Here is a 21,251-nt window from a genome sequence, read left to right on the forward strand (position 1 = left end):
ACCACGCTGAAACTTAAAAGCCCCGCCTGAATGGATCAGGCGGGGCTTTTTTATTTGACGATCACTGAACCTGTGGGAGCGGCGGTGCGACGATTCGACTTGCTCGCGAAAGCGGTGTGTCAGACAACAGAGATGTTGGATGTCACACCGCTTTCGCGAGCAAGCCCGCTCCCACATTGGATCTTCGGTGAACACAGCATTTATGTACGAACGGGTTACTGTTCGAGTTTTTGCGGGGTTTCCTGGCCCATGCAGCGCACGGCTTTTTTCTTGCTGTTGATCAGCACGCCGGTCAGGCCCTTCTGGTCGGTGTCGAACAGCACCAGCACGCCATCGATGCACTGGGCCACTTGCGGGGCCGGTTCCAGGGAGACTTTATAGTCTTCGCCCGGCACGGTCTTGAGCATGGTGAAGTCGCTGAGCAGTAGCGCATCTTCGGGTTTGGCGAAGTGCAGGTAGCCGTACCACCACAGGGCGCCAACGGTGCCGAGGATGCTGCAAATACCGGTGATGATCAGCGGGATAGCGTTACGTTCTTCACTCATTGCGGACTCTCTGGGGGTTCATCTTCAGAATTCGGGGGTGCCGGGTAATTCGGGACTTCACCCAGGCGGCGCAGGCCGTTGAAATGCTGCGGGTCTTCGAGGTAGCGCAGCATGACCTTTTGCCAGACCGGGTCGGCGAAGGTTTGCACATGACCGCCCCGGGTCAGTTGCAGCACTCGCGGCGGCGGCGCAGCTTGATACAGTCGGATGCCGTTGGAAAGGGGCACCAGCTGATCATCGATACTGTGATAAATCAGTTTCGGTACGCCGTTGAGCTGCGTCATGGAATGGATCGCGCTGTCGCCGTCCGGCACCAGCCAGGACAACGGCACCTGGAACGGCCAGGTCATCCATGACGTGCTCAGGGCGAAACGCCCGACATCGCGGTAACTGGCAGGCACACCATCGAGCACAAAGGCCTTGAGTTGCCGCTGGCGCTCGGGATGCTGGGCCAGGAAATGCACGGCCATCGAGCCGCCAAGGCTCTGACCGAGAAGGATCAGCGGCTTGCCCTTGACCTCCGGGGCCTGGTCGAGCCATTTGAACGCGGCGTCGATGTCTTGATAGATCGCCGGCAACGCCGGTTTACCTTCGGACCAACCGTACCCGCGATAGTCCACCAGCAACACTTGATAGCCCTGCTCCGGCAACCACCAGCTCCCACCCAAATGCCACGCCAGGTTGCCGCCGTTGCCGTGCAGATGCAGCACCGTGCCTTTGACCTCGACACCTTTTTTCGCCGACAGCCACCAGCCATGCAGCTTGAGGCCGTCAGTGGTGACCAGGGTAACGTCGCGGAATTCGAGTTTGGCTTTTGCCGGGGTGAACGGCTGGCCTGGCTCGGGATAGAACAGCAGAGAGTCGCAACCGCCGAGGGCCAGGAGCAAGCAAAAGATACCGAGGATTCTCATCCGGTGAAGCCTCGCGAAAAATGGGGGTTGGAATACGATCCAATGTGGGAGCGGGCTTGCTCGCGAAAGCGGTTTTCCATTCAGCATTGATGTCGACTGACACACCGCTTTCGCGAGCAAGCCCGCTCCCACATTTGGACTGCGCCATGGCTAGAGAATATTGGAATAATCCGCTTCGATCCGGTCCAGGCTCAGGTGGTTCAGGAAGTTGGAGAAGCACATCCAGGCCGATAGCGCGTTCATGTCGCGGAATTGGTCGGGCAGGTACTTGGGCGGCACCACCAGGCCTTCGTCCACCAATTGGCGCAAGGTCCGCATGTCTTCCAGCGTGGTCTTGCCGCAAAACAATAGCGGTATCTGCTCCAATTTGCCTTTACGCACGGCCAACTGAATGTAGTTGTAAACCATGATAAAGCCCTTGAGGTAGGACAAGTCTTTGGTAAATGGCAGACCGGTCGGCACCGAGCCGCGGAAAACCCGACTGGCATTGCCATAGCTTTCGGCCATTTCGAAGCCTTGCTCACAGAAGAAATCGTAGATCTGCAAGAAGTCCGCGCCCTCCTCCACCATATGAATGGCACGGGTGCGGTTGGTCAGTTTGCGCAGGCGGCTCGGGTAGGAGGCGAAGGTGATGATTTCCATCAGGATCGCCAGGCCTTCCTGGGTCACGGTGGACGACGGCGGGCCTTTGGACAGGAAGGTACAGATCGGCTGATTCAGGCCGTTGAGCGTGGTGCCCACATGCACCAGCCCTTCGTGGACTTCCAGCGCACGCACGTCGCGGTCGTTGAACATTGCGTCGGCGCGGATCTTGATGTAGTCGGCACCGGCCGCCGCATCGGCGACGATCCCGTCGGACTCGAATACCCGAATGGTTTCCTCGGCCTCGCCAAATACCTTGTTCAACCGATGCTGCAGCAGGTCGACGGCCTCCTTGGCGGTGAGAAGTTTCGGTTCGTCCTTGAGGTCGCCACGGCCATCGATGTTGTTCAGGTAATCGGAGAGCATCAGGCCCAGGTCGGCCAGGGTCGGGTCGCCGGCGTGAAACGCATCGGACGCCGCGCCATACAATTCCTGAGAAATCAGCCCGAAATCCTCGGTGCCGCGCGCTTCGAGCATGCGCACCACCATCCGGTATTCCTTGCACATGCGGCGCATGATCTGGCCGACCGGGTTGAACTGGCCGAGCTGGCGGGTGATGTCGCGCTCGATGTTCTGGAATTCCAGCTTCACTTTGCTGGAGTCAAATGCCAGCGGTCGATTGAGGTAGTAGTCGCGGTCCACGGCTGGCATTTCCTTGCCCTTGCCTTTGAGGAACCCCTTGCGAATGCTGTCGTCCCACTTGACCGCATCCAGAACGCGAATCGGCGTCTGCGCCAGCACTATGCGATCGGACAAAATGCGTATCGTCTGCTGGTATTCGTCCACCCGAAACTCCTGTAGTAAAACCGTTACGTGCTGGGTTTATTTGGTTTTGGCCAGGCGCTGGTAGCGCACCGCTTCGACGAAAACATCGGAATTGGCCGGATCATCGAGGTAGGCAAACACCTGATCCAGGCTGTTGTTGATCAACACCCCGTCGCCGTCGTCGGTCTGGAAGCCTTGGCCACTGAGGGCTTCTTGGCCCATGGCCTGTTTGATCTGTTCGAGGTCGAGGTTGTAGACCACCAGTTCGTGCTTATCGTTGAGCTCGAAACCGGTAATGGTGAAGTTCCCGCCGAACTGCGCCGGCACCTTCGCCGACAGGTACCAGCGATTGCCATGGCGCGACACGGTGAAGGGATAAGCCTCACGCTCATGGGGATTGGCCTTGAAGTAGCTGACCGCCTGATAACGATTGTCGCCGATGCGCGTCAGTTCCAGGTTCATCGGCTCGCCCCAGGCATTGGTGCTGGTCCATTTGCCGAGCAGCCCTTTGGGCGCGGGCTCGCTGGCGGGCAGCGGCTCCTTGAAGGTCACCAGACAGCCACTGAGCAGCAGGATCGACAAGGCGATCACAACGACGCGCCAGGCTTTCATTCAACACTCCCTATGAACACAACACCAACCTCAAGTGAACGCCGGCCCCTGTGGGAGCGAGCCTGCTCGCGATGGCGGTGTGTCAGGCAACAGAGATGTTGAATGTCAGACCGTCATCGCGAGCAGGCTCGCTCCCACAAGGGTTAGCCTCCACTCAGGGGTTACACCGACGCCAGCACCAAATGCATGTAGCGGTTGAGGATGCCGAGCATTTCCTCTTCGGCAACAGGCTCGGCGTCGTTGAGCAGGCCCTGATATTCCATCCGTCCGATAATCGCAGTCAACACTTTGGCATCCTGTTGTGGCTCACGGGAACCCAATACTTCGAAAAGTTGGCAGGTGCCCTGCAGCAGAATTTGCTGATGGGAGCGCACCAACAACGCCAGACGCGGGTTGAGCAAGGCTTCCTGGCGGAAGGCTTGTTCGGCCATCAAGTGCTCGCGGCGATTGATCAATTGCCGATGAACATAGTCAGCCATCAGCCGTGCGATATCGTCCGCCAGCTGTGAGCGGGACTCGGGAGTGCCATCGCCGCTGACAACCATTTCGCGCAACAGGCCTTCGTTGTTGGCCCACAACCGGGCCATGAACGCCGCGCTGCGTTCCACGTATTGGGCGAAGGTATCGGTGAGCAGGTCATCGATGTCCTTGAAATAGTAGGTGGTGGCCGACAGCGGTACACCCGCTTCAGCGGCCACTGCACGGTGCCGCACGGCCCGCACCCCATCGCGCACGACAATGCGCATCGCCGCGTCAAGAATGTCCTGTCGACGCTGTTCACTGCCCTGTCGGCTGGCCTTGCGGCCCTGGTACTGAACACTTTCAGCGACCGCAGTGGCGATACCCGCTGCACCTTCTTGAGCCATTGCACGATTCACGACAGGTATTCCTCTCTAAACGTCAAAAGTAACCAATTGATACGTTTGTACCAGACAGGCAATAAAAAGCCGCCTGTTATAGGCGGCTTTTTAATTGAAACACTTACGCTTGTGGCCGCATGTGCGGGAACAGGATCACGTCGCGGATCGACGGTGAGTTGGTCAGCAACATCACCAGGCGGTCGATACCGATCCCTTCACCGGCCGTTGGCGGCATGCCGTACTCCAGCGCGCGAACGAAGTCGGCGTCGTAGTGCATGGCTTCGTCGTCGCCGGCGTCCTTGTCGGCCACCTGTGCCATGAAACGCTCAGCCTGATCTTCCGCGTCGTTCAACTCGGAGTAGGCGTTGGCGATTTCGCGGCCACCGATGAACAGTTCGAAACGGTCAGTGACGTTCGGGTTCTCGTCGTTACGACGGGCCAGCGGCGACACTTCGAACGGGTACTGGGTGATGAAGTGCGGCTGCTCCAGCTTGTGCTCGACCAGCTCTTCGAAAATCATCACCTGCAGCTTGCCCAGACCTTCAAAACCGAGCACCTTGGCGCCGGCCTTCTTGGCGATGGTGCGGGCCTTGTCGATGTCAGTCAGGTCGTCAGCGGTCAGCTCAGGGTTGTACTTGAGGATCGAGTCGAACACCGACAGACGCACGAACGGCTCGCCGAAGTGGAACACCTTGTCGCCGTAAGGCACGTCGGTGCTACCCAGAACCAGCTGAGCCAGTTCGCGGAACAGCTCTTCGGTCAGGTCCATGTTGTCTTCGTAGTCGGCGTAAGCCTGGTAGAACTCCAACATGGTGAATTCAGGGTTGTGACGGGTCGAAACGCCTTCGTTACGGAAGTTGCGGTTGATCTCGAAGACTTTCTCGAAACCGCCGACTACCAAGCGCTTGAGGTACAGCTCAGGCGCGATACGCAGGAACATTTCCATGTCCAGCGCGTTGTGGTGAGTCTCGAACGGCTTGGCCGCCGCGCCGCCTGGAATGGTTTGCAGCATCGGCGTTTCCACTTCCAGGAAGTCACGCTTCATCAGGAAGCTGCGGATGTGCGCAATCACTTGCGAACGAACGCGGAAGGTCTGGCGCACCTCTTCGTTGACGATCAGGTCAACATAACGCTGACGGTAGCGCTGTTCGGTGTCGGTCAGGCCGTGGTGCTTGTCCGGCAGCGGACGCAGGGATTTGGTCAGCAGGCGCACGCTGGTCATTTCAACGTACAGGTCGCCCTTGCCGGAACGCGCCAGGGTGCCAACGGCTGCAATGATGTCGCCCATGTCCCAGGTTTTCACCGCGGCCAGGGTGTCTTCGGACAGGGTTTTACGGTTGACGTAAACCTGAATCCGCCCGGTCATGTCCTGAATCACCATGAACGAGCCACGGTTGAGCATGATGCGACCCGCCACCTTGACCGGGATCGCAGCCTCTGCCAGCTCTTCCTTGGTCTTGTCCGCGTACTGTTTCTGCAAATCTTCGCAGTAATTGTCGCGGCGGAAGTCGTTGGGGAAGGCATTGCCCTTGGCGCGCTCGGCAGCAAGCTTTTCCTTGCGCAGGGCGATCAGGGAGTTTTCTTCCTGTTGCAGGGCTTGCGGGTCGAGTTGTAGGTCGCTCATGTCTTTAAAAATTCCATCACAGGTTCGTTGCCCCCGGCTTTCGACCGGGGTTCGCGGGCAAGCCAAGCGCCTACAGGGTCGCGATGACCCTGTAGCGCGGGCCTTAAAGCCCTTGTTTCAGGCTGGCCACCAGGTATTCGTCGATGTCGCCGTCGAGCACCTTGTCGCAGTCGCTGCGTTCGATGTTTGTACGCAGATCCTTGATCCGCGAGGCATCGAGTACATACGAACGGATCTGGTGACCCCAGCCGATGTCCGACTTGGTGTCTTCCAGGGCCTGGGAGGCGGCGTTGCGTTTCTGCACTTCCTGCTCATACAAGCGCGCCCGCAACATTTTCATCGCGGTGTCTTTGTTTGCATGCTGGGAACGTTCGTTCTGGCAGCTGACCACGGTGTTGGTCGGTACGTGAGTAATCCGTACGGCCGAATCGGTGGTGTTAACGTGCTGACCACCGGCACCGGAGGAGCGGTAGGTGTCGATGCGCAGGTCCGACGGGTTGATGTCGATTTCGATGTTGTCATCGATTTCCGGCGACACGAACACGGCCGAGAACGAGGTGTGACGACGGTTACCGGAGTCGAATGGGCTCTTGCGCACCAGACGGTGCACGCCGATTTCGGTACGCAGCCAGCCAAAGGCGTATTCGCCCTTGATGTGCACGGTAGCGCCTTTGATACCGGCGACTTCACCGGCCGACAGCTCCATGATGGTCGCGTCGAAACCGCGTTTATCAGCCCAACGCAGGTACATGCGCAGCAGGATGTTGGCCCAGTCCTGGGCCTCGGTACCGCCGGAGCCGGCCTGGATGTCCAGGTAGGCGTTATTGGCGTCCATCTCACCGCTGAACATGCGACGGAATTCAAGTTTTTCCAGGGACTCGCGCAGGCGCTCGACTTCGGCAGCGACGTCATCGACGGCGGCCTGGTCTTCTTCTTCGGCGGACATCAGCAGCAGGTCTTTGGCATCGGCCAGGCCACTGTGCATTTCGTCGAGGGTTTCGACGATCTGAGCCAGCAGCGACCGCTCGCGGCCCAGCTCCTGAGCGTACGACGGGTTGTTCCAGACACTCGGATCTTCAAGCTCGCGATTGACTTCAGTCAGACGCTCATGCTTTTGATCGTAGTCAAAGATACCCCCGAATAGTTTCGGAGCGCTCGGACAGGTCCTTGATACTGTTAAGGATCGGGTTGATTTCCATGGCGGGCAGCACTCGTTGGCGAACTTTTGAAAGCCGACGAGTATAACGTAATGAAGCTGTCAAGGCAGCCCGCCTGGCGGCTTTAGCGGCGAATGAACCTGATGGTTCATTCAATCCCCACTTGATTACGCCCATTGTTCTTCGCCAGGTACAGCCCCTTGTCCGCCGCCGAGATCAATTGCCGACAATCGCTGCCCGGCTGGGGGATCAAGGTCGACAGGCCGATGCTGATGGTCAGGCTCGAACCTTCGGTCGGGAAAGTGTGCGGGATCTTCAACCCGGCCACAGTCTGGCGCAGTTTTTCCGCCACCATTCGCGCACCGCCCGGCGAGGTGTTGGGCAAGACCAGGACGAACTCTTCGCCGCCATAACGGGCCGGCAAGTCCGAAGGCCTGGAGCTGGCGTCGCGAATCGCCGTGGCGACTTTGCGCAGCGCCTCATCGCCTTCGAGGTGGCCAAAGCTGTCGTTGTAGGACTTGAAGTAATCAACATCGATCATCAGCAACGACAGTTGGGTCTGGTCCCGCAGCGAGCGCCGCCACTCCAGCTCCAGGTATTCGTCGAAATGCCGGCGGTTCGACAGCCCGGTCAGGCCGTCGGAGTTCATCAAGCGTTGCAGCACCAGATTGGTGTCGAGCAACTGCTGCTGGCTGACCCGCAGCGCGCGGTACGCCGCGTCACGCTGCAGCAGGGTCATGTAGGAGCGCGAGTGATAGCGGATGCGCGCCACCAGTTCGATGTTGTCCGGCAGTTTGACCAGGTAATCGTTGGCGCCGGCGGCAAACGCCGCGCTCTTGATCAGCGGGTCTTCCTTGGTCGACAGGACAATGATCGGGATGTCCTTGGTCGCCGGATGATTACGGTATTCGCGCACCAGGCTCAGGCCGTCGAGGCCAGGCATGACCAGATCCTGAAGGATCACTGTCGGCTTGATGCGAATCGCCTGGGCGATGGCCTGGTGCGGGTCGGCACAGAAATGGAAGTCGATGTTTTCTTCGTTCGACAAACCACGCCGCACCGCTTCGCCGATCATCGCCTGATCGTCCACCAACAACACCATGGCGGCGTTTTCGTCGGTTTTGAAGTCGTCGAGCTGTAAATCATTCATGTGCGGTCACCTGAGTACTGCTTTGGCCACGATTGCTGCTAATGATAGTCATTTTGGGAAGATCTCCAGCAATCGTGGCGCTATCTTGTCCAGTGGGCGAACTTCCACCGCCGCGTGAATGGCCGCGGCCGCCTTCGGCATGCCGTACACCGCACTGCTTTGTTGGTCCTGAGCGATGGTCAGGTAGCCCTGTTGGCGCATGAGTTTAAGCCCCTGCGCGCCATCGCGCCCCATACCGGTCAGCAGAACGCCCACCGCGTCACCGCTCCAGTAACTGGCCACACTCTCGAAAAACACATCGATCGAAGGCCGATAGATCTCATTGACCGGTTCGGCGGTGTAGGCCAGCGTGCCGTTTTTCAGCAAGCGAATATGATGGTTGGTCCCGGCCAGCAAGACCGTGCCGCTTCGTGGCGGTTCGCCTTCCTGGGCCAGGCGCACATCCAGGCCACTGGCACTGGCAAGCCATTCGGCCATGCCGGCGGCGAATACCTGATCCACATGCTGGACCAGCACGATGGCCGCCGAAAAATCTCGTGGCAGGCCTTTGAGTAGCACTTCGAGCGCCGCCGGCCCGCCAGCGGAAGAACCGATCGCCACCAAATGCTGGCGCGAGGACGAGTGGCGGTGCGAGCTCGGTGCCGATCGCACCCGATTGCTATGGTCGCCGATCAGCCAGCCAATGTTCATGATCTTGCGCAACAGCGGTGCGGCGGCTTCCTGAGGATTGCCGCCCCCGATAGCCGGGGTATCGACCACGTCCAGCGCGCCGTAACCCATGGCTTCGAACACCCGGTGCACGTTCTGCTCGCGGTCGACAGTGACAATGACTATCGCGCACGGGGTCTCGGCCATGATTCGCCGGGTCGCTTCCACACCGTCCATCAACGGCATGATCAAATCCATCAGGATCAGATCCGGGGTGTATTCGGCGCAACGTTGCACCGCCTCGGCCCCATTGCCGGCGACCCAGACCACCTCATGCGCCGGTTCGAACGCCAAAGCGCGGCGCAAAGCCTCTACCGCCATGGGCATGTCATTGACGATAGCGATTTTCATGCCCGCGCGCCTCCAATGAGCTCAACCACTGCATCCAGCAAAGCGTCATCATGAAAACTCGCTTTGGCTAGATAATAGTCGGCTCCGGCGTCCAGTCCACGGCGGCGGTCTTCTTCGCGATCCTTGTAAGACACTACCATCACCGGCAGGGATTGCAGGCGGTTATCGCGGCGCAATAAAGACACCAGCTCGATGCCATCCATGCGCGGCATGTCGATGTCGGTGATCAGCAGATCGAAATCCTCCGAACGCAGAGCGTTCCAGCCATCCATACCGTCCACCGCCACCGCGACGTCATAGCCGCGATTGAGCAGCAATTTGCGCTGCAGCTCCCGAACGGTCAGCGAGTCATCCACCACCAGAATCCGTTTACGCGCCGCTTCGACGGCCTGATTGGCATGCCGGGCAATGCGCTCCAGACGCCCGGTATTGAGCAGTTTGTCCACCGAACGCAGCATGTCTTCGACGTCGACGATCAGCACCACCGAGCCGTCGTCGAGCAACGCTCCGGCGGAAATGTCCTGCACCTTGCCCAGGCGCTCGTCCAGCGGCAGCACCACCAGCGTCCGCTCGCCGATAAACCGCTCGACCGCTACCCCGTAGATCGCCTCGCGCTCGCGGATGACCACGACTTTGAGGGTCTGCGCGCTGTTCTGGCTCGCCGGGCGCTGCAACAGCTGACTGGCGGCAACCAGCCCGACATGCCGGCCTTCGTGCCAGAAATGCTGCCGACCCTCGACCTGCACGATGTCCTCCGGCGCCAGATCACACATGCGCTCGATGTGCGCCAGCGGGAAGGCATACGCCTCCTCACCGACTTCCACCACCAGGCTGCGCACCACCGACAGCGTCAGCGGCACTTCCAGATGAAAGCGACTGCCCTCCCCCGCCGTTTGCTCCAGCACCACGGCGCCGCGCAATTGGCGAACCATATGCTGAACCGCATCCAGGCCAACGCCGCGCCCGGAGACTTCGGTAACCGTATCGCGCAGGCTGAAACCCGGCAGAAACAGGAACGTCAGCAGCTCTTCTTCGCTCAACTGGGCGGCGGTTTCGGCTGGGGATAACTGCCGCTCGACGATGTTGCGGCGCAGTTTTTCCAGATCAACGCCATTGCCATCGTCGCTGAGTTCCAACACCAGAAGACCGGCCTGATGGGAGGCTCGCAAACGGATCACACCTTCTTCCGGTTTACCGGCCAATAGCCGTTGTTCCCGGGTTTCGATACCGTGATCGACCGCATTGCGCAGCAGGTGCGTCAGCGGCGCTTCGAGTTTTTCCAGTACGTCGCGATCGACTTGAGTCTTGTCGCCCTCAATCTCCAGCCGCACCTGCTTCCCAAGGCTGCGGCCAAGATCGCGGACCATGCGCACTTGCCCGCTCAGCACATCGGCGAATGGCCGCATGCGACAGGCCAGCGCGGTGTCATACAACACCTGCGCGCGCTGGCTGGCGTGCCAGGCGAACTCATCCAGTTCGGCGTTTTTTTCCACCAGCAATTGCTGGGACTCCGCCAGTAACCGACGAGCATCGCCCAAGGCTTCTTGGGCTTCGAGGCTCAAGGCATGGTCCTTGAGATGGACGTTGAGACTTTCCAGGGCCCGCAGACCGTTGCTCTGCATGCGTTTAAGGCGCTGCATAGTGGCCAGATGCGGCTTGAGCCGCTGGGTTTCCACCAGGGATTTACTCGACAGGTCGAGCAGGCTGTTCAAACGCTCGGCCGTGACGCGCAATACGCGTTCGCCACTTTCGGTGGTGCGTTTAGCCATGGGCGCTGGCTCGGCGGGCGTTGCCAGGGGAGCTTCGGTGGCGGCCGGCATGGGCGACTCAACCTTGGGCGTCGGCGGTTCCAGCTGAAGTTCTGCCATCGGCGGCGTCATCGGGGCAGTGGCCGCCATGTGATCAAGCAGCCGTCCCATCAAGACGACATAAGCGTCGATATCCGCAGGCGCCGGAGCGTTGCCTGGCGTCGCAATCCGCATCAGCAGATCGGTGCCTTGCAACAGTGCATCAATGTGTTCGGGCCGCAGGTACAGGCGCCCTTCCTGGGCGCTGACCAGGTAATCTTCCATCACATGGGCGACGCTGACCCCGGCATCGACACCGACAATCCGCGCCGCGCCCTTGAGCGAATGGGCCGCGCGCATGCACGACTCAAGGTAATCGGCCTGGGTCGGATCACGCTCAAGCGCCAAAAGGCCTGCGCTCAGCACCAGGGTCTGGGCCTCGGCTTCGAGGCTGAACAGTTCCAGCAAAGAGGCGTCACGCATTTGCTCGGGGGTCATGTGAGGCTCCGGGTCACGGCGGACAGCAGCTGTTCTTCATCCAGCCAACGCAGGCTTCGACCTTTGAATTGCAAAACGCCACGGGTGTATTTGGCGCTGGCCTGGGTGCCGGACTGAGACGCCGCATCGAGAATGCGCTCATCGATGGCATGAATCCCGTCGACCTCGTCCACCGGCACCACCACTGGCCCGCCGTGAGCGGCAATGATCAGCATCCGCGGCATCACCCGCGCACCGGATGCCACGCTACTGGTGGCGTCGAGCCCCAGCAGCTCCACCAGCGAGAGGCACGCCACCAAGGCACCGCGCACATTCGCCACGCCGAGCAACGCCCGGGAGCGCTGATGCGGCAACGAGTGAATCGCCTGCAGCGGCGCCACTTCGACCAGGCTGCGAGTGGCCAGGCCCAGCCATTCTTCGCCGAGGCGAAACATCAGCAGCGAGCGGGTTTTCACATCGCTCTCAGCCGTTGTGGAGACTTGCTGGCGGTCGTCCTGCTGCAACGCATAGCGGTCGAGCAAGCGTGTGGCGGCAGCCGAATACACCGCACAGTTGCGGCAATGAATGTGCTCGCTCAGCAATGGGCAGGACTGGTCGCCGTGGATACCGATACGGTTCCAGCAGTCGTCGATGGCCTGGGCATCTTCATGGGTGACGCTCAAGGTGTCGGCGGCGTTCATCGTTTACGCTCACTGTCAGCGGCGCGCTCGCTGCGGGCGGCGCGGGCCTGCAATCGTCTGGCACCGGCCGTGTCGCCCTGGGACTGCAGCAAAGCGGCCAGATGCATCAATGCGTCGGGGTGTTGCGGTTCGAGGTACAACGCCTTGCGATAAAAGCCCTGGGCCTCGAGAGCGCTGCCTGCGACATCGCTGAGCAGCCCCAGCCAATAGAACACCTGCGCCACCGGCTCGTGACTGCGCAAAAAACTTTCGCACGCGGCGCGGGCCTCAGCGCTTTTGCCTTCATTGGCCAGCGCGGCGATGTTCGCCAGCAGCGTGGCGGCGTCTGAAGGGGTAGCCGAAGGGGTGGCGGCGACCTGAGGCATCGGCACCACCGTCGCGAAAGGCCGACTGCGCGCTGGCGGCGGTGTCACGCTGCGCACCGGTTGTTGCACTGGCAGCGGCGTCGGCACGAAGGACACAAGCGGTTCCGGCGCACTTTGACGACTGAAGGCAAACGACTGCGGGATGCCGATCGAGCGCATGCCGAAACGTCCCAGCAGACTGCCCTCCGCCGGGCCGATAAACAGCACGCCGTCGACGTGGGTCAGGCGCTTGAGCACTTCGAACACTTGCTGCTGGGTCGGCTGATCGAAATAGATCAGCAAATTGCGGCAGAACACGAAGTCATAAGGTGGCTCACTGGCCAGCAAGGCCGGATCCAGCAGATTGCCGACCTGCAAACGCACCTGCTCAAGCACGCGCCCGCTAAGACGATAGTTGTCGTTTTCAGCCGTGAAATGCCGCTCGCGAAAGTCGATGTCCTGTCCGCGAAACGAATTCTTGCCATACAGCGCGAGCCTGGCCTTTTCCACCGACAGCGGGCTGACATCCATGCCGTCGACCTTGAACTGGTGCGGCGCCAGCCCGGCATCAAGCAATGCCATGGCGATGGAGTACGGTTCTTCGCCGGTGGAACACGGCAGACTGAGAATCCGCAGGGCGCGCATGTTATTGATCGCCGCCAGCCGCTTGGCCGCCAGTTTCGCCAGCGTGGCGAAGGATTCCGGGTAACGGAAAAACCAGGTCTCGGGGACGATTACCGCTTCGATCAGCGCCTGTTGTTCGTCGCGCGAGCCCAGCAGGGTGTGCCAGTACTCATCGGCCGTCAGCGCCCGCGCGGCCGTGCAGCGCTGGCGCACCGCGCGTTCGATGATCGCCGGGCCGACCGAGCCCACATCGAGGCCGATACGTTCTTTGAGGAAATCGAAAAACCTTTGATCGCTGCTCATCCCTGCTCCTCAAACTGCGCCAGGTCCAACGGCGGCGAGGGAAACAACAAGGCGCGGACCTGTTCGTCCAGCAAATCGGCAACCCGCACCCATTGCAGTAAACCCTGGACATCTTCGCGCACCGGGCCCAGATACGGCGCTTGGCGATTGTCCAGGCCATAGGGCTGAAAGTCCGCCGGATTGCACCGCAACGTGTCGGTAACCTGCTCCAGAATCAGCCCGAGCAATTGCGCAGGCGTCGCTTCATCCGGACGATAGTGCACCAGCACCAGCCGCGTGCTGGTGCGGGCCTGGGCCGGTTGGCCGAACGTCAGGGCGCTGAGGTCGATCACCGGCACCACCGCGCCGCGATAGGCGAACACCCCGGCCACCCAGTCCGGCGCCCGGGGAATCGGTTTCAACGGCAGTTGCGGCAGCACTTCGGCCACCTCGATGGCCTGCAAGGCGTAACGCTCGTTGCCGATGCGGAACACCAGAAACAACGACTGTTTCACTGGCATCACCGCGCCGCGTTTGACCGCGAGCTCGCTCATCAGACTTTGAATCGCGAGACGCCGCCACGCAGCCCCACGGCCACCTGGCTCAGTTCATCGATGGCGAAACTGGCCTGACGCAGGGACTCGACGGTCTGGCTGCTGGCATCGCCCAACTGCACCAACGCGTGGTTGATCTGCTCGGCGCCGGTGGCTTGGGCCTGCATGCCTTCATTGACCATCAACACCCGTGGTGCCAGCGCCTGAACCTGATGGATGATCTGCGACAGCTGCTCGCCCACCGACTGCACCTCGGACATGCCACGGCGCACTTCTTCTGAAAACTTGTCCATGCCCATGACCCCCGCCGACACCGCCGACTGGATCTCGCGCACCATCTGCTCGATGTCGTAGGTGGCCACCGCGGTTTGGTCCGCCAGACGCCGCACTTCGGTGGCGACCACGGCAAACCCGCGACCGTATTCACCGGCCTTCTCGGCTTCGATCGCGGCGTTCAGGGACAGCAGATTGGTCTGGTCGGCGACTTTGACGATGGTCACCACCACTTGATTGATGTTGCCGGCCTTCTCATTGAGGATCGCCAGTTTGGCGTTGACCAGATCGGCCGCGCCCATCACCGAGTGCATGGTGTCTTCCATGCGCGCCAGGCCTTGTTGACCGGAACCGGCCAGCACCGAAGCCTGATCGGCGGCAGTGGAGACTTCGGTCATGGTGCGCACCAGATCCCGCGAGGTGGCGGCAATTTCCCGCGATGTCGCACCGATTTCGGTGGTGGTGGCTGCGGTTTCGGTGGCCGTGGCTTGCTGCTGCTTGGACGTCGCGGCGATTTCCGTGACCGACGTGGTGACCTGCACCGAGGAGCGCTGGGCCTGGGACACCAGCGAGGTGAGCTCGGTCATCATGTCGTTGAAGCCGGTTTCCACTGCGCCGAACTCGTCCTTGCGATCAAGATTCAGGCGGCTACTGAGATCACCGGTGCGCATGATTTCGAGGATATCCACGATGCGATTCATCGGCGCCATGATCGCGCGCATCAGCAGCAGGCCACAGAGGCCGGCGACGATAATCGCCACCAGCAAAGAGACGCCCATGCTGATTTTGGCGGTCGTCACTGCGTCACCAATGGCCAGTGTGGCTTCTTCAGCCAGATCGTGATTATGCTCGATGAGGCTGTTCAACTGCTTGCGCCCATTAACCCAGGCCGGGGTGAGCTTTTGCTCCAGGGCAAGACGCGCTGGTTCGTACTCTTTGCGCTGATAGAGATCGATGACGTTCGTCAGTTCTTGATTGAAGAGCTGATGGTACGCTTCGAATTTGTCGAAAGTAGCCTGATCTTCCGCTGTGAAAATGGTCTTACGGTAGCTGGCCATCTGCTCGCTCAAGCGCTCTTCGAAGCTCTTGTACATAGCGTGATCGGCGGGTGTTATTTCGCGACGCCCGGAAAGGCCGACAATCTGCTGGGTCAGGTTGTAACTGTCGACCCAGGCACCGCGCATCATCGAACTGAAATACACCCCGGGCACCGCATCGGTGCGGACCCTGTCTGCGCTGGCATCGATCTTCATCAACCGGGAAAAAGACACCACGACCATCAACAGCATGATCGCGATAATCACCGCAAAGCTCGCCAAAATGCGTTGGCGCAACGTCCAGTTCTTCACAGTCAGTCCTCGGTGCGGTTCAAATTGCGGGGGAGTATAGCCGAGGGTGGTGTTTCATTTATCAGATGCTGAGCTCCGCTTCTCATCCTGCCAACAAAAAGCCGGGATTCGGCAGAAACAGACCGTGGATTGGTCATTGGGGGAAAGTTGTCGGGGCTGAGGACGCCATCGCGAGCAGGCTCGCTCCCACAGTAGATCCGCAGTGAACACGCAGCCTGTGCGCGACAGTAATCAACATGTGGGAGCGAGCCTGCTCGCGAAAGCAGTCTAAAAACCTATACCGAAGCCTGGCGCACCTGCTTCTCCAGCTCGGCCTTCAACCCCGGTTCCAGCTTCAACTGCCGCGCCAGTTCATCCAGGTAGGACTTCTCCATGAAGTTCTCCTCATCCACCAGCATCACACTGGCGATGTACATCTCGGCCGCCATTTCCGGTGTGCTGGCGGCGCGGGCGACGTCGGTCGGGTCCAGCGGTTTGTTGAGTTCGGCGTGCAGCCAGTGTTGCAGCTCCTGATCATTGTCGAGCTTGCTGAACTCGCCTTCGATCAATTGGCGTTCACGCTCATCGACATGACCGTCAGCCTTGGCCGCGGCCACCAACGCCTTGAGGATCGCCTGGCTATGTTGCTCAACTTGCGCCGCCGGCAAACGGTCGATAGTTTGCGGTTCGGTAGTGGGGGCAGTGCCCTGCTGGGCCTGCCAGTTGCCATACGCTTTGTAGGCAATCACGCCCAGTGCGGCGAGGCCGCCGTAGATCGCCACTTTGCCGCCGACCTTGCGCACCTTCTTGTTGCCGAGCAACAGGCCCATGGCGCCAGCCGCCAGAGCACCGCCGCCGGCGCCGGATAGCACACTGCCGAGGCCGCCCGAACCACTGGAGCCTCCGAGCAAACCGCCCAAACCACCGCTGGACGCTTTGTTCTGGGTACCGCCGGCCTTGTTCTGCAACAGGTCCTGACCGGATTTGAGTAGTTGATCGAGCAATCCACGAGTGTTCATTTTGCTGCCTCCACGAATTCGGGTTAACCGGATCATTAAGGCCACCAGCCTAGATCGAAAGTGCCCGACATCTCTCGATGAGAGTGCTTCCGGATGTTGCTCAATTGTCAGGCAAACCGGCGGAAACACATCCACGCAATCTATTTCATCGAATGCAGCCTTGAAGATTTGTCGACCGTAGAACCGCGCACTAGGCTGGATAAATTCAAAGACAGCCCGGCCTCAGTCAGCCTTCCACAAAGCGCACTACGCTAATAACAAGCCGTTCATGACGTACCACCCCGTTCAACACTGCCCCGACCATAATTTAAAGAAGAGGGTTCACCCATGCTTGTGCACAAGACCGCACTGCTCAGTGCAATCACCACAGCACTGCTGGCCAGCACCAGCCTGCAGGCCGCCGAACCGCTGAAAGCCGTCGGCGCCGGCGAAGGTCAGCTGGATATCGTCGCCTGGCCTGGTTATATCGAACGGGGCGAAACCGACAAGGCCTACGACTGGGTCAGCGCTTTCGAGAAGGAAACCGGCTGCAAGGTCAACGTCAAGACCGCCGGCACGTCCGATGAAATGGTCAGCCTGATGGCCAAGGGCGGTTACGACCTGGTGACGGCGTCCGGCGACGCCTCCCTGCGCCTGATCGCCGGCAAACGTGTGCAGCCGATCAACACCGCACTGATTCCCAACTGGAAAAATCTCGATCCGCGCCTGAAGGATGCACCGTGGTATGTGGTCGACAAGCAGACCTACGGCGCCCCCTATCAATGGGGCCCGAACGTGCTGATGTACAACACCAACGTATTCAAGCAACCGCCAACCAGCTGGAGCGTGATATTCGACGCGCAGAACCTGCCGGATGGCAAACCCAACAAAGGCCGGGTGCAAGCCTACGACGGCCCGATCTACATCGCCGACGCGGCGCTGTACCTCAAGACCACCAAGCCAGAGCTGGGTATCCAGAACCCCTACGAGCTGACCGAAGCGCAGTACAAGGCTGTGCTCGATCTACTGCGCGCACAGCAAAAGCTGATTCATCGCTACTGGCACGACACCACTGTGCAGATGAGCGACTTCAAAAACGAAGGCGTGGTGGCTTCCAGCTCCTGGCCCTATCAGGTCAATGGCCTGATGAACGAGAAACAGCCAGTCGCGTCGACCATTCCGAAAGAAGGCGCCACCGGGTGGGCCGACACCACCATGTTGCACGCCGAGGCCAAGCACCCGAACTGCGCTTACAAGTGGATGGACTGGTCGCTCACGCCGAAGGTCCAAGGTGATGTGGCGGCGTGGTTTGGTTCGTTGCCGGCAGTTCCCGCGGCATGCACAGGCAGCGAACTGTTGGGTGCGGAGGGTTGCAAGACCAACGGTTTCGACCAGTTCGACAAGATCGCCTTCTGGAAAACCCCGCAGGCTGAGGGCGGCAAGTTCGTGCCTTATAGCCGCTGGACCCAGGATTACATTGCGATTATGGGCGGTCGTTAAGCCCTCTTCGCGAGCAGGCTCGCTCCCACATTTGATCGCGTTCCCCTGTGGGAGCGAGCCTGCTCGCGATGCTTTTAAAGATTCAGATTCTTGGAGCTCCGCACCATGACGCTTGCAGTCCAGTTCTCCAACGTTTCCCGTCAGTTCGGCGAAGTGAAGGCCGTTGACCGGGTTTCTATCGATATCCAGGACGGCGAGTTCTTTTCCCTGCTGGGCCCTTCCGGCTCGGGCAAAACCACCTGCTTGCGCCTGATCGCTGGTTTCGAACAACCGAGCACTGGCTCCATCCGTATTCATGGCGCCGAAGCCGCCGGGCTGCCGCCGTATCAGCGCGACGTGAACACCGTGTTCCAGGATTACGCGCTGTTCCCGCACATGAACGTACTCGACAACGTCGCCTACGGTTTGAAAGTCAAAGGCGTCGGCAAGTCTGAACGCCAAAAACGCGCCGAAGAAGCCCTCGACATGGTCGCTCTCGGCGGCTACGGCGAGCGCAAACCGGTGCAACTCTCCGGCGGCCAACGTCAGCGCGTAGCCCTGGCCCGCGCGTTGGTCAATCGCCCTCGCGTGTTGCTGCTCGACGAACCTCTGGGCGCCCTCGATCTGAAACTGCGCGAGCAAATGCAAGGCGAGCTGAAGAAGCTGCAACGCCAGCTCGGCATCACCTTCATCTTCGTCACCCACGATCAGACCGAAGCGCTGTCGATGTCCGACCGCGTCGCGGTGTTCAACAAGGGCCGCATCGAACAGGTCGACGCGCCGCGCCATCTCTACATGAAACCGGCGACTACCTTTGTCGCCGAATTCGTCGGCACTTCCAATGTGATTCGCGGCGATCTGGCCCGGCAGTTGAGCGGCAATCCACAGCCGTTTTCGATCCGCCCGGAACACGTGCGTTTCGCCGAAGGCCCGCTGGCCAGCCATGAAATCGAAGTCAGCGGCCTGCTGCATGACATCCAGTACCAGGGCAGCGCCACCCGCTATGAACTGAAACTGGAAAACGGCCAGACCTTGAACATCAGCCAGGCCAACGTCCAGTGGCTGGACGTCAGCAAGCAACATCAGACCGGGCAACGCATCAGCGCTCGTTGGGCGCGCGAAGCGATGATCCCGCTGCACGACAATGTTGTGGGCGGGGCCTGAGATGAACAGCGTGACCGTTCCTCAAACCCCGGCCAGCGGCTCGCCGTTGCGCCGGTTTTCCAACCTGCTGTACCGGCGGCCGAATCTTTATTTGTCGCTGCTGCTGGTGCCGCCGTTGCTTTGGTTTGGGGCGATCTACCTCGGCTCGCTGTTGACGTTGTTGTGGCAAGGCTTCTACACCTTCGATGACTTCACCATGGCGGTCACGCCCGACCTGACCCTGGCGAATTTTACCGCACTGTTCCAGCCGTCGAACTTCGACATCATCCTGCGCACTCTGAGCATGGCGATTGTCGTGTCGATCGCCAGTGCAATCGTGGCGTTCCCGATTGCCTACTACATGGCGCGCTACACCAGCGGCAAGACCAAGGCGTTTTTCTACATCGCGGTGATGATGCCAATGTGGGCCAGTTACATCGTCAAGGCCTACGCCTGGACCTTGCTGCTGGCTAAGGGCGGCGTGGCCCAGTGGTTCGTTCAGCACTTGGGGTTGGAGCCGGTGTTGCAACTCGTGCTCGGGATTCCGGGCGTCGGCGGCAGCACCTTGTCGACCTCGCATCTGGGGCGGTTCATGGTGTTCGTCTACATTTGGCTGCCGTTCATGATCTTGCCGATTCAGGCGTCACTGGAACGCCTGCCGCCGTCGTTGCTTCAAGCCTCGGCGGACCTCGGCGCCAAGCCGCGTCAGACCTTCATGCAAGTGATTCTGCCGCTGTCGATTCCGGGCATCGCGGCCGGTTCGATCTTCACGTTTTCACTGACCCTGGGCGACTTCATCGTGCCGCAATTGGTGGGCCCGCCGGGCTACTTCATCGGCAGCATGGTCTACGCCCAGCAAGGAGCGATCGGCAATATGCCGATGGCGGCGGCCTTCACGCTGGTGCCGATCGTACTGATCGCCATTTACCTGTCCATCGTCAAACGTCTGGGGGCTTTCGATGCGCTCTGATGCTTCATCTCAAGACCGGGCATCCCTGGGCCTGCGCATCGCCGCCTGGGGCGGGTTGATGTTCTTGCACTTCCCGATCCTGATCATCTTCCTCTACGCCTTCAACACCGAAGACGCAGCGTTCAGCTTTCCGCCCAAAGGCTTCACCCTGAAGTGGATCGGCGTGGCGTTCTCCCGGCCGGACGTGCTGGAAGCGATCAAGTTGTCGTTGCAAATCGCCGCCATCGCGACGCTGATTGCGATGGTCCTCGGCACTCTTGCGTCGGCGGCGTTGTACCGGCGGGATTTCTTCGGCAAGCAAGGCATCTCGCTGATGCTGATCCTGCCGATTGCCCTGCCCGGGATCATCACCGGGATCGCGCTGCTGGCGACCTTCAAGACCTTGGGGATTGAGCCGGGGATGTTTACCATCATCGTCGGTCACGCGACCTTCTGCGTGGTGATCGTCTACAACAACGTCATCGCCCGCTTGCGCCGAACGTCATACAGTTTGATCGAAGCCTCGATGGACCTCGGCGCCGACGGTTGGCAGACCTTCCGCTACATCGTCCTGCCAAACCTTGGCTCGGCGTTGCTGGCCGGCGGCATGCTGGCGTTTGCGCTGTCGTTCGACGAAATCATCGTAACCACGTTCACCGCCGGCCACGAACGCACCCTACCATTGTGGCTGCTCAATCAGCTCAGCCGCCCACGGGACGTGCCGGTGACCAACGTCGTCGCAATGCTGGTAATGATGGTGACCATGCTGCCGATCCTCGGCGCTTATTACCTGACCCGAGGTGGGGAGAGCGTTGCGGGCAGTGGCGGGAAATAACGGACAACGACTAACCCTCTGTTGGAACGGAGATCTAATGTGGGAGCGGGCTTGCTCGCGAAGGCGGTGGGTCAGCCAACATCAATGTTGAATGTGATGGCCTCTTCGCGAGCAAGCCCGCTCCCACATTAGATCCGGTTCCCATAGAGGAA

The 21,251-nt window shown here is 60.3% G+C and carries 19 protein-coding genes; 4 read left to right on the plus strand and 15 right to left on the minus strand.

Annotated features, from left to right (window positions below; translation table 11 throughout):
• Positions 1-215: 215 nt before the first annotated feature.
• From KVG95_RS13305 to KVG95_RS13375, 15 genes are all read right to left on the minus strand, one after another.
• Positions 216-545, minus strand: a complete 330-nt coding sequence (locus KVG95_RS13305; protein WP_008014068.1) for a PA3694 family proteiin — start codon at positions 543-545, stop codon at positions 216-218.
• Positions 542-1,456, minus strand: coding sequence for an alpha/beta hydrolase (locus KVG95_RS13310; protein WP_217856762.1), 915 nt, complete (start codon positions 1,454-1,456; stop codon positions 542-544). The genes KVG95_RS13305 and KVG95_RS13310 overlap by 4 nt, the downstream gene beginning before the upstream one ends.
• Before the next feature lie 150 nt (positions 1,457-1,606).
• Positions 1,607-2,884 carry a flavohemoglobin expression-modulating QEGLA motif protein gene (locus tag KVG95_RS13315; protein ID WP_050683184.1) on the minus strand — a complete coding sequence of 426 codons (1,278 nt, stop codon included), beginning with the start codon at positions 2,882-2,884 and terminating at the stop codon, positions 1,607-1,609.
• A 36-nt stretch (positions 2,885-2,920) separates the two neighbouring features.
• Positions 2,921-3,475, minus strand: a complete 555-nt coding sequence (locus KVG95_RS13320) for a hypothetical protein (protein WP_217856763.1) — start codon at positions 3,473-3,475, stop codon at positions 2,921-2,923.
• A gap of 161 nt (positions 3,476-3,636) precedes the next feature.
• Complete coding sequence (locus tag KVG95_RS13325; RefSeq protein WP_217856764.1) at positions 3,637-4,353, minus strand: TetR/AcrR family transcriptional regulator; 717 nt, start codon at positions 4,351-4,353, stop codon at positions 3,637-3,639.
• A 103-nt stretch (positions 4,354-4,456) separates the two neighbouring features.
• A complete protein-coding gene (gene lysS, locus KVG95_RS13330) occupies positions 4,457-5,959 on the minus strand; it encodes a lysine--tRNA ligase (RefSeq protein ID WP_050683187.1) in 1,503 nt (500 codons plus the stop codon).
• A 103-nt stretch (positions 5,960-6,062) separates the two neighbouring features.
• Positions 6,063-7,158, minus strand: a protein-coding gene (gene prfB / locus KVG95_RS13335; protein WP_095920368.1) for a peptide chain release factor 2 whose coding sequence is annotated in 2 segments (ribosomal slippage) — positions 6,063-7,085 and positions 7,087-7,158 — 1,095 coding nt in all. Because the reading frame shifts where the segments join, the coding sequence is not laid out codon by codon here.
• 106 nt (positions 7,159-7,264) lie between these two features.
• Positions 7,265-8,266: a response regulator gene (locus tag KVG95_RS13340; protein WP_217856765.1), complete on the minus strand. Its 1,002-nt coding sequence runs from the start codon at positions 8,264-8,266 to the stop codon at positions 7,265-7,267.
• Between the two features lie 48 nt (positions 8,267-8,314).
• Positions 8,315-9,325 carry a chemotaxis response regulator protein-glutamate methylesterase gene (locus KVG95_RS13345; RefSeq protein WP_217856766.1) on the minus strand — a complete coding sequence of 337 codons (1,011 nt, stop codon included), beginning with the start codon at positions 9,323-9,325 and terminating at the stop codon, positions 8,315-8,317.
• Positions 9,322-11,610 (minus strand): hybrid sensor histidine kinase/response regulator, encoded by a 2,289-nt coding sequence (locus tag KVG95_RS13350; protein WP_217856767.1) that lies wholly within the window; start codon positions 11,608-11,610, stop codon positions 9,322-9,324. The genes KVG95_RS13345 and KVG95_RS13350 overlap by 4 nt, the downstream gene beginning before the upstream one ends.
• On the minus strand, positions 11,607-12,290 hold the full coding sequence (locus KVG95_RS13355; RefSeq protein WP_217856768.1) for a chemotaxis protein CheW: 684 nt from the start codon (positions 12,288-12,290) through the stop codon (positions 11,607-11,609). Before KVG95_RS13355 ends, KVG95_RS13350 begins: the two co-directional genes overlap by 4 nt.
• Complete coding sequence (locus KVG95_RS13360; protein ID WP_123719885.1) at positions 12,287-13,561, minus strand: CheR family methyltransferase; 1,275 nt, start codon at positions 13,559-13,561, stop codon at positions 12,287-12,289. The genes KVG95_RS13355 and KVG95_RS13360 overlap by 4 nt, the downstream gene beginning before the upstream one ends.
• On the minus strand, positions 13,558-14,094 hold the full coding sequence (locus tag KVG95_RS13365) for a chemotaxis protein CheW (RefSeq protein WP_052967462.1): 537 nt from the start codon (positions 14,092-14,094) through the stop codon (positions 13,558-13,560). The genes KVG95_RS13360 and KVG95_RS13365 overlap by 4 nt, the downstream gene beginning before the upstream one ends.
• A complete protein-coding gene (locus KVG95_RS13370) occupies positions 14,094-15,716 on the minus strand; it encodes a methyl-accepting chemotaxis protein (protein WP_038979108.1) in 1,623 nt (540 codons plus the stop codon). The genes KVG95_RS13365 and KVG95_RS13370 overlap by 1 nt, the downstream gene beginning before the upstream one ends.
• Positions 15,717-15,991: 275 nt before the next feature.
• On the minus strand, positions 15,992-16,714 hold the full coding sequence (locus tag KVG95_RS13375; RefSeq protein WP_217856769.1) for a tellurite resistance TerB family protein: 723 nt from the start codon (positions 16,712-16,714) through the stop codon (positions 15,992-15,994).
• Between the two features lie 327 nt (positions 16,715-17,041).
• Here KVG95_RS13375 and ydcS point away from each other — a divergent pair, with 327 nt between their 5' ends.
• The 4 genes from ydcS (at position 17,042) to KVG95_RS13395 (ending at position 21,099) form a co-directional block, all read left to right on the plus strand.
• Entirely contained in the window at positions 17,042-18,193 is a 1,152-nt protein-coding gene (gene ydcS / locus KVG95_RS13380) for a putative ABC transporter substrate-binding protein YdcS (RefSeq protein ID WP_217856770.1), read from the plus strand.
• 105 nt (positions 18,194-18,298) lie between these two features.
• Positions 18,299-19,336, plus strand: coding sequence for an ABC transporter ATP-binding protein (locus KVG95_RS13385; RefSeq protein ID WP_217856771.1), 1,038 nt, complete (start codon positions 18,299-18,301; stop codon positions 19,334-19,336).
• 1 nt (position 19,337) lies between these two features.
• Complete coding sequence (locus KVG95_RS13390) at positions 19,338-20,285, plus strand: ABC transporter permease (protein WP_217856772.1); 948 nt, start codon at positions 19,338-19,340, stop codon at positions 20,283-20,285.
• Positions 20,275-21,099 carry an ABC transporter permease gene (locus tag KVG95_RS13395; RefSeq protein WP_217856773.1) on the plus strand — a complete coding sequence of 275 codons (825 nt, stop codon included), beginning with the start codon at positions 20,275-20,277 and terminating at the stop codon, positions 21,097-21,099. The genes KVG95_RS13390 and KVG95_RS13395 overlap by 11 nt, the downstream gene beginning before the upstream one ends.
• Positions 21,100-21,251: the final 152 nt, after the last annotated feature.

The organism is Pseudomonas farris (assembly GCF_019145235.1).
Taxonomy (GTDB): domain Bacteria; phylum Pseudomonadota; class Gammaproteobacteria; order Pseudomonadales; family Pseudomonadaceae; genus Aquipseudomonas; species Aquipseudomonas farris.

What these genes read in the sequence shown, in the direction of transcription:
- KVG95_RS13305 (WP_008014068.1), bottom strand. Translation starts at nt 545, where the DNA reads ATGAGTGAAGAACGTAACGCTATCCCGCTGATCATCACCGGTATTTGC.
- KVG95_RS13310 (WP_217856762.1), bottom strand. Translation starts at nt 1,456, where the DNA reads ATGAGAATCCTCGGTATCTTTTGCTTGCTCCTGGCCCTCGGCGGTTGC.
- KVG95_RS13320 (WP_217856763.1), bottom strand. Translation starts at nt 3,475, where the DNA reads ATGAAAGCCTGGCGCGTCGTTGTGATCGCCTTGTCGATCCTGCTGCTC.
- lysS (WP_050683187.1), bottom strand. Translation starts at nt 5,959, where the DNA reads ATGAGCGACCTACAACTCGACCCGCAAGCCCTGCAACAGGAAGAAAAC.
- KVG95_RS13340 (WP_217856765.1), bottom strand. Translation starts at nt 8,266, where the DNA reads ATGAATGATTTACAGCTCGACGACTTCAAAACCGACGAAAACGCCGCC.
- KVG95_RS13345 (WP_217856766.1), bottom strand. Translation starts at nt 9,325, where the DNA reads ATGAAAATCGCTATCGTCAATGACATGCCCATGGCGGTAGAGGCTTTG.
- KVG95_RS13350 (WP_217856767.1), bottom strand. Translation starts at nt 11,610, where the DNA reads ATGACCCCCGAGCAAATGCGTGACGCCTCTTTGCTGGAACTGTTCAGC.
- KVG95_RS13355 (WP_217856768.1), bottom strand. Translation starts at nt 12,290, where the DNA reads ATGAACGCCGCCGACACCTTGAGCGTCACCCATGAAGATGCCCAGGCC.
- KVG95_RS13360 (WP_123719885.1), bottom strand. Translation starts at nt 13,561, where the DNA reads ATGAGCAGCGATCAAAGGTTTTTCGATTTCCTCAAAGAACGTATCGGC.
- KVG95_RS13365 (WP_052967462.1), bottom strand. Translation starts at nt 14,094, where the DNA reads ATGAGCGAGCTCGCGGTCAAACGCGGCGCGGTGATGCCAGTGAAACAG.
- KVG95_RS13375 (WP_217856769.1), bottom strand. Translation starts at nt 16,714, where the DNA reads ATGAACACTCGTGGATTGCTCGATCAACTACTCAAATCCGGTCAGGAC.
- ydcS (WP_217856770.1), top strand. Translation starts at nt 17,042, where the DNA reads ATGCTTGTGCACAAGACCGCACTGCTCAGTGCAATCACCACAGCACTG.
- KVG95_RS13385 (WP_217856771.1), top strand. Translation starts at nt 18,299, where the DNA reads ATGACGCTTGCAGTCCAGTTCTCCAACGTTTCCCGTCAGTTCGGCGAA.
- KVG95_RS13390 (WP_217856772.1), top strand. Translation starts at nt 19,338, where the DNA reads ATGAACAGCGTGACCGTTCCTCAAACCCCGGCCAGCGGCTCGCCGTTG.
- KVG95_RS13395 (WP_217856773.1), top strand. Translation starts at nt 20,275, where the DNA reads ATGCGCTCTGATGCTTCATCTCAAGACCGGGCATCCCTGGGCCTGCGC.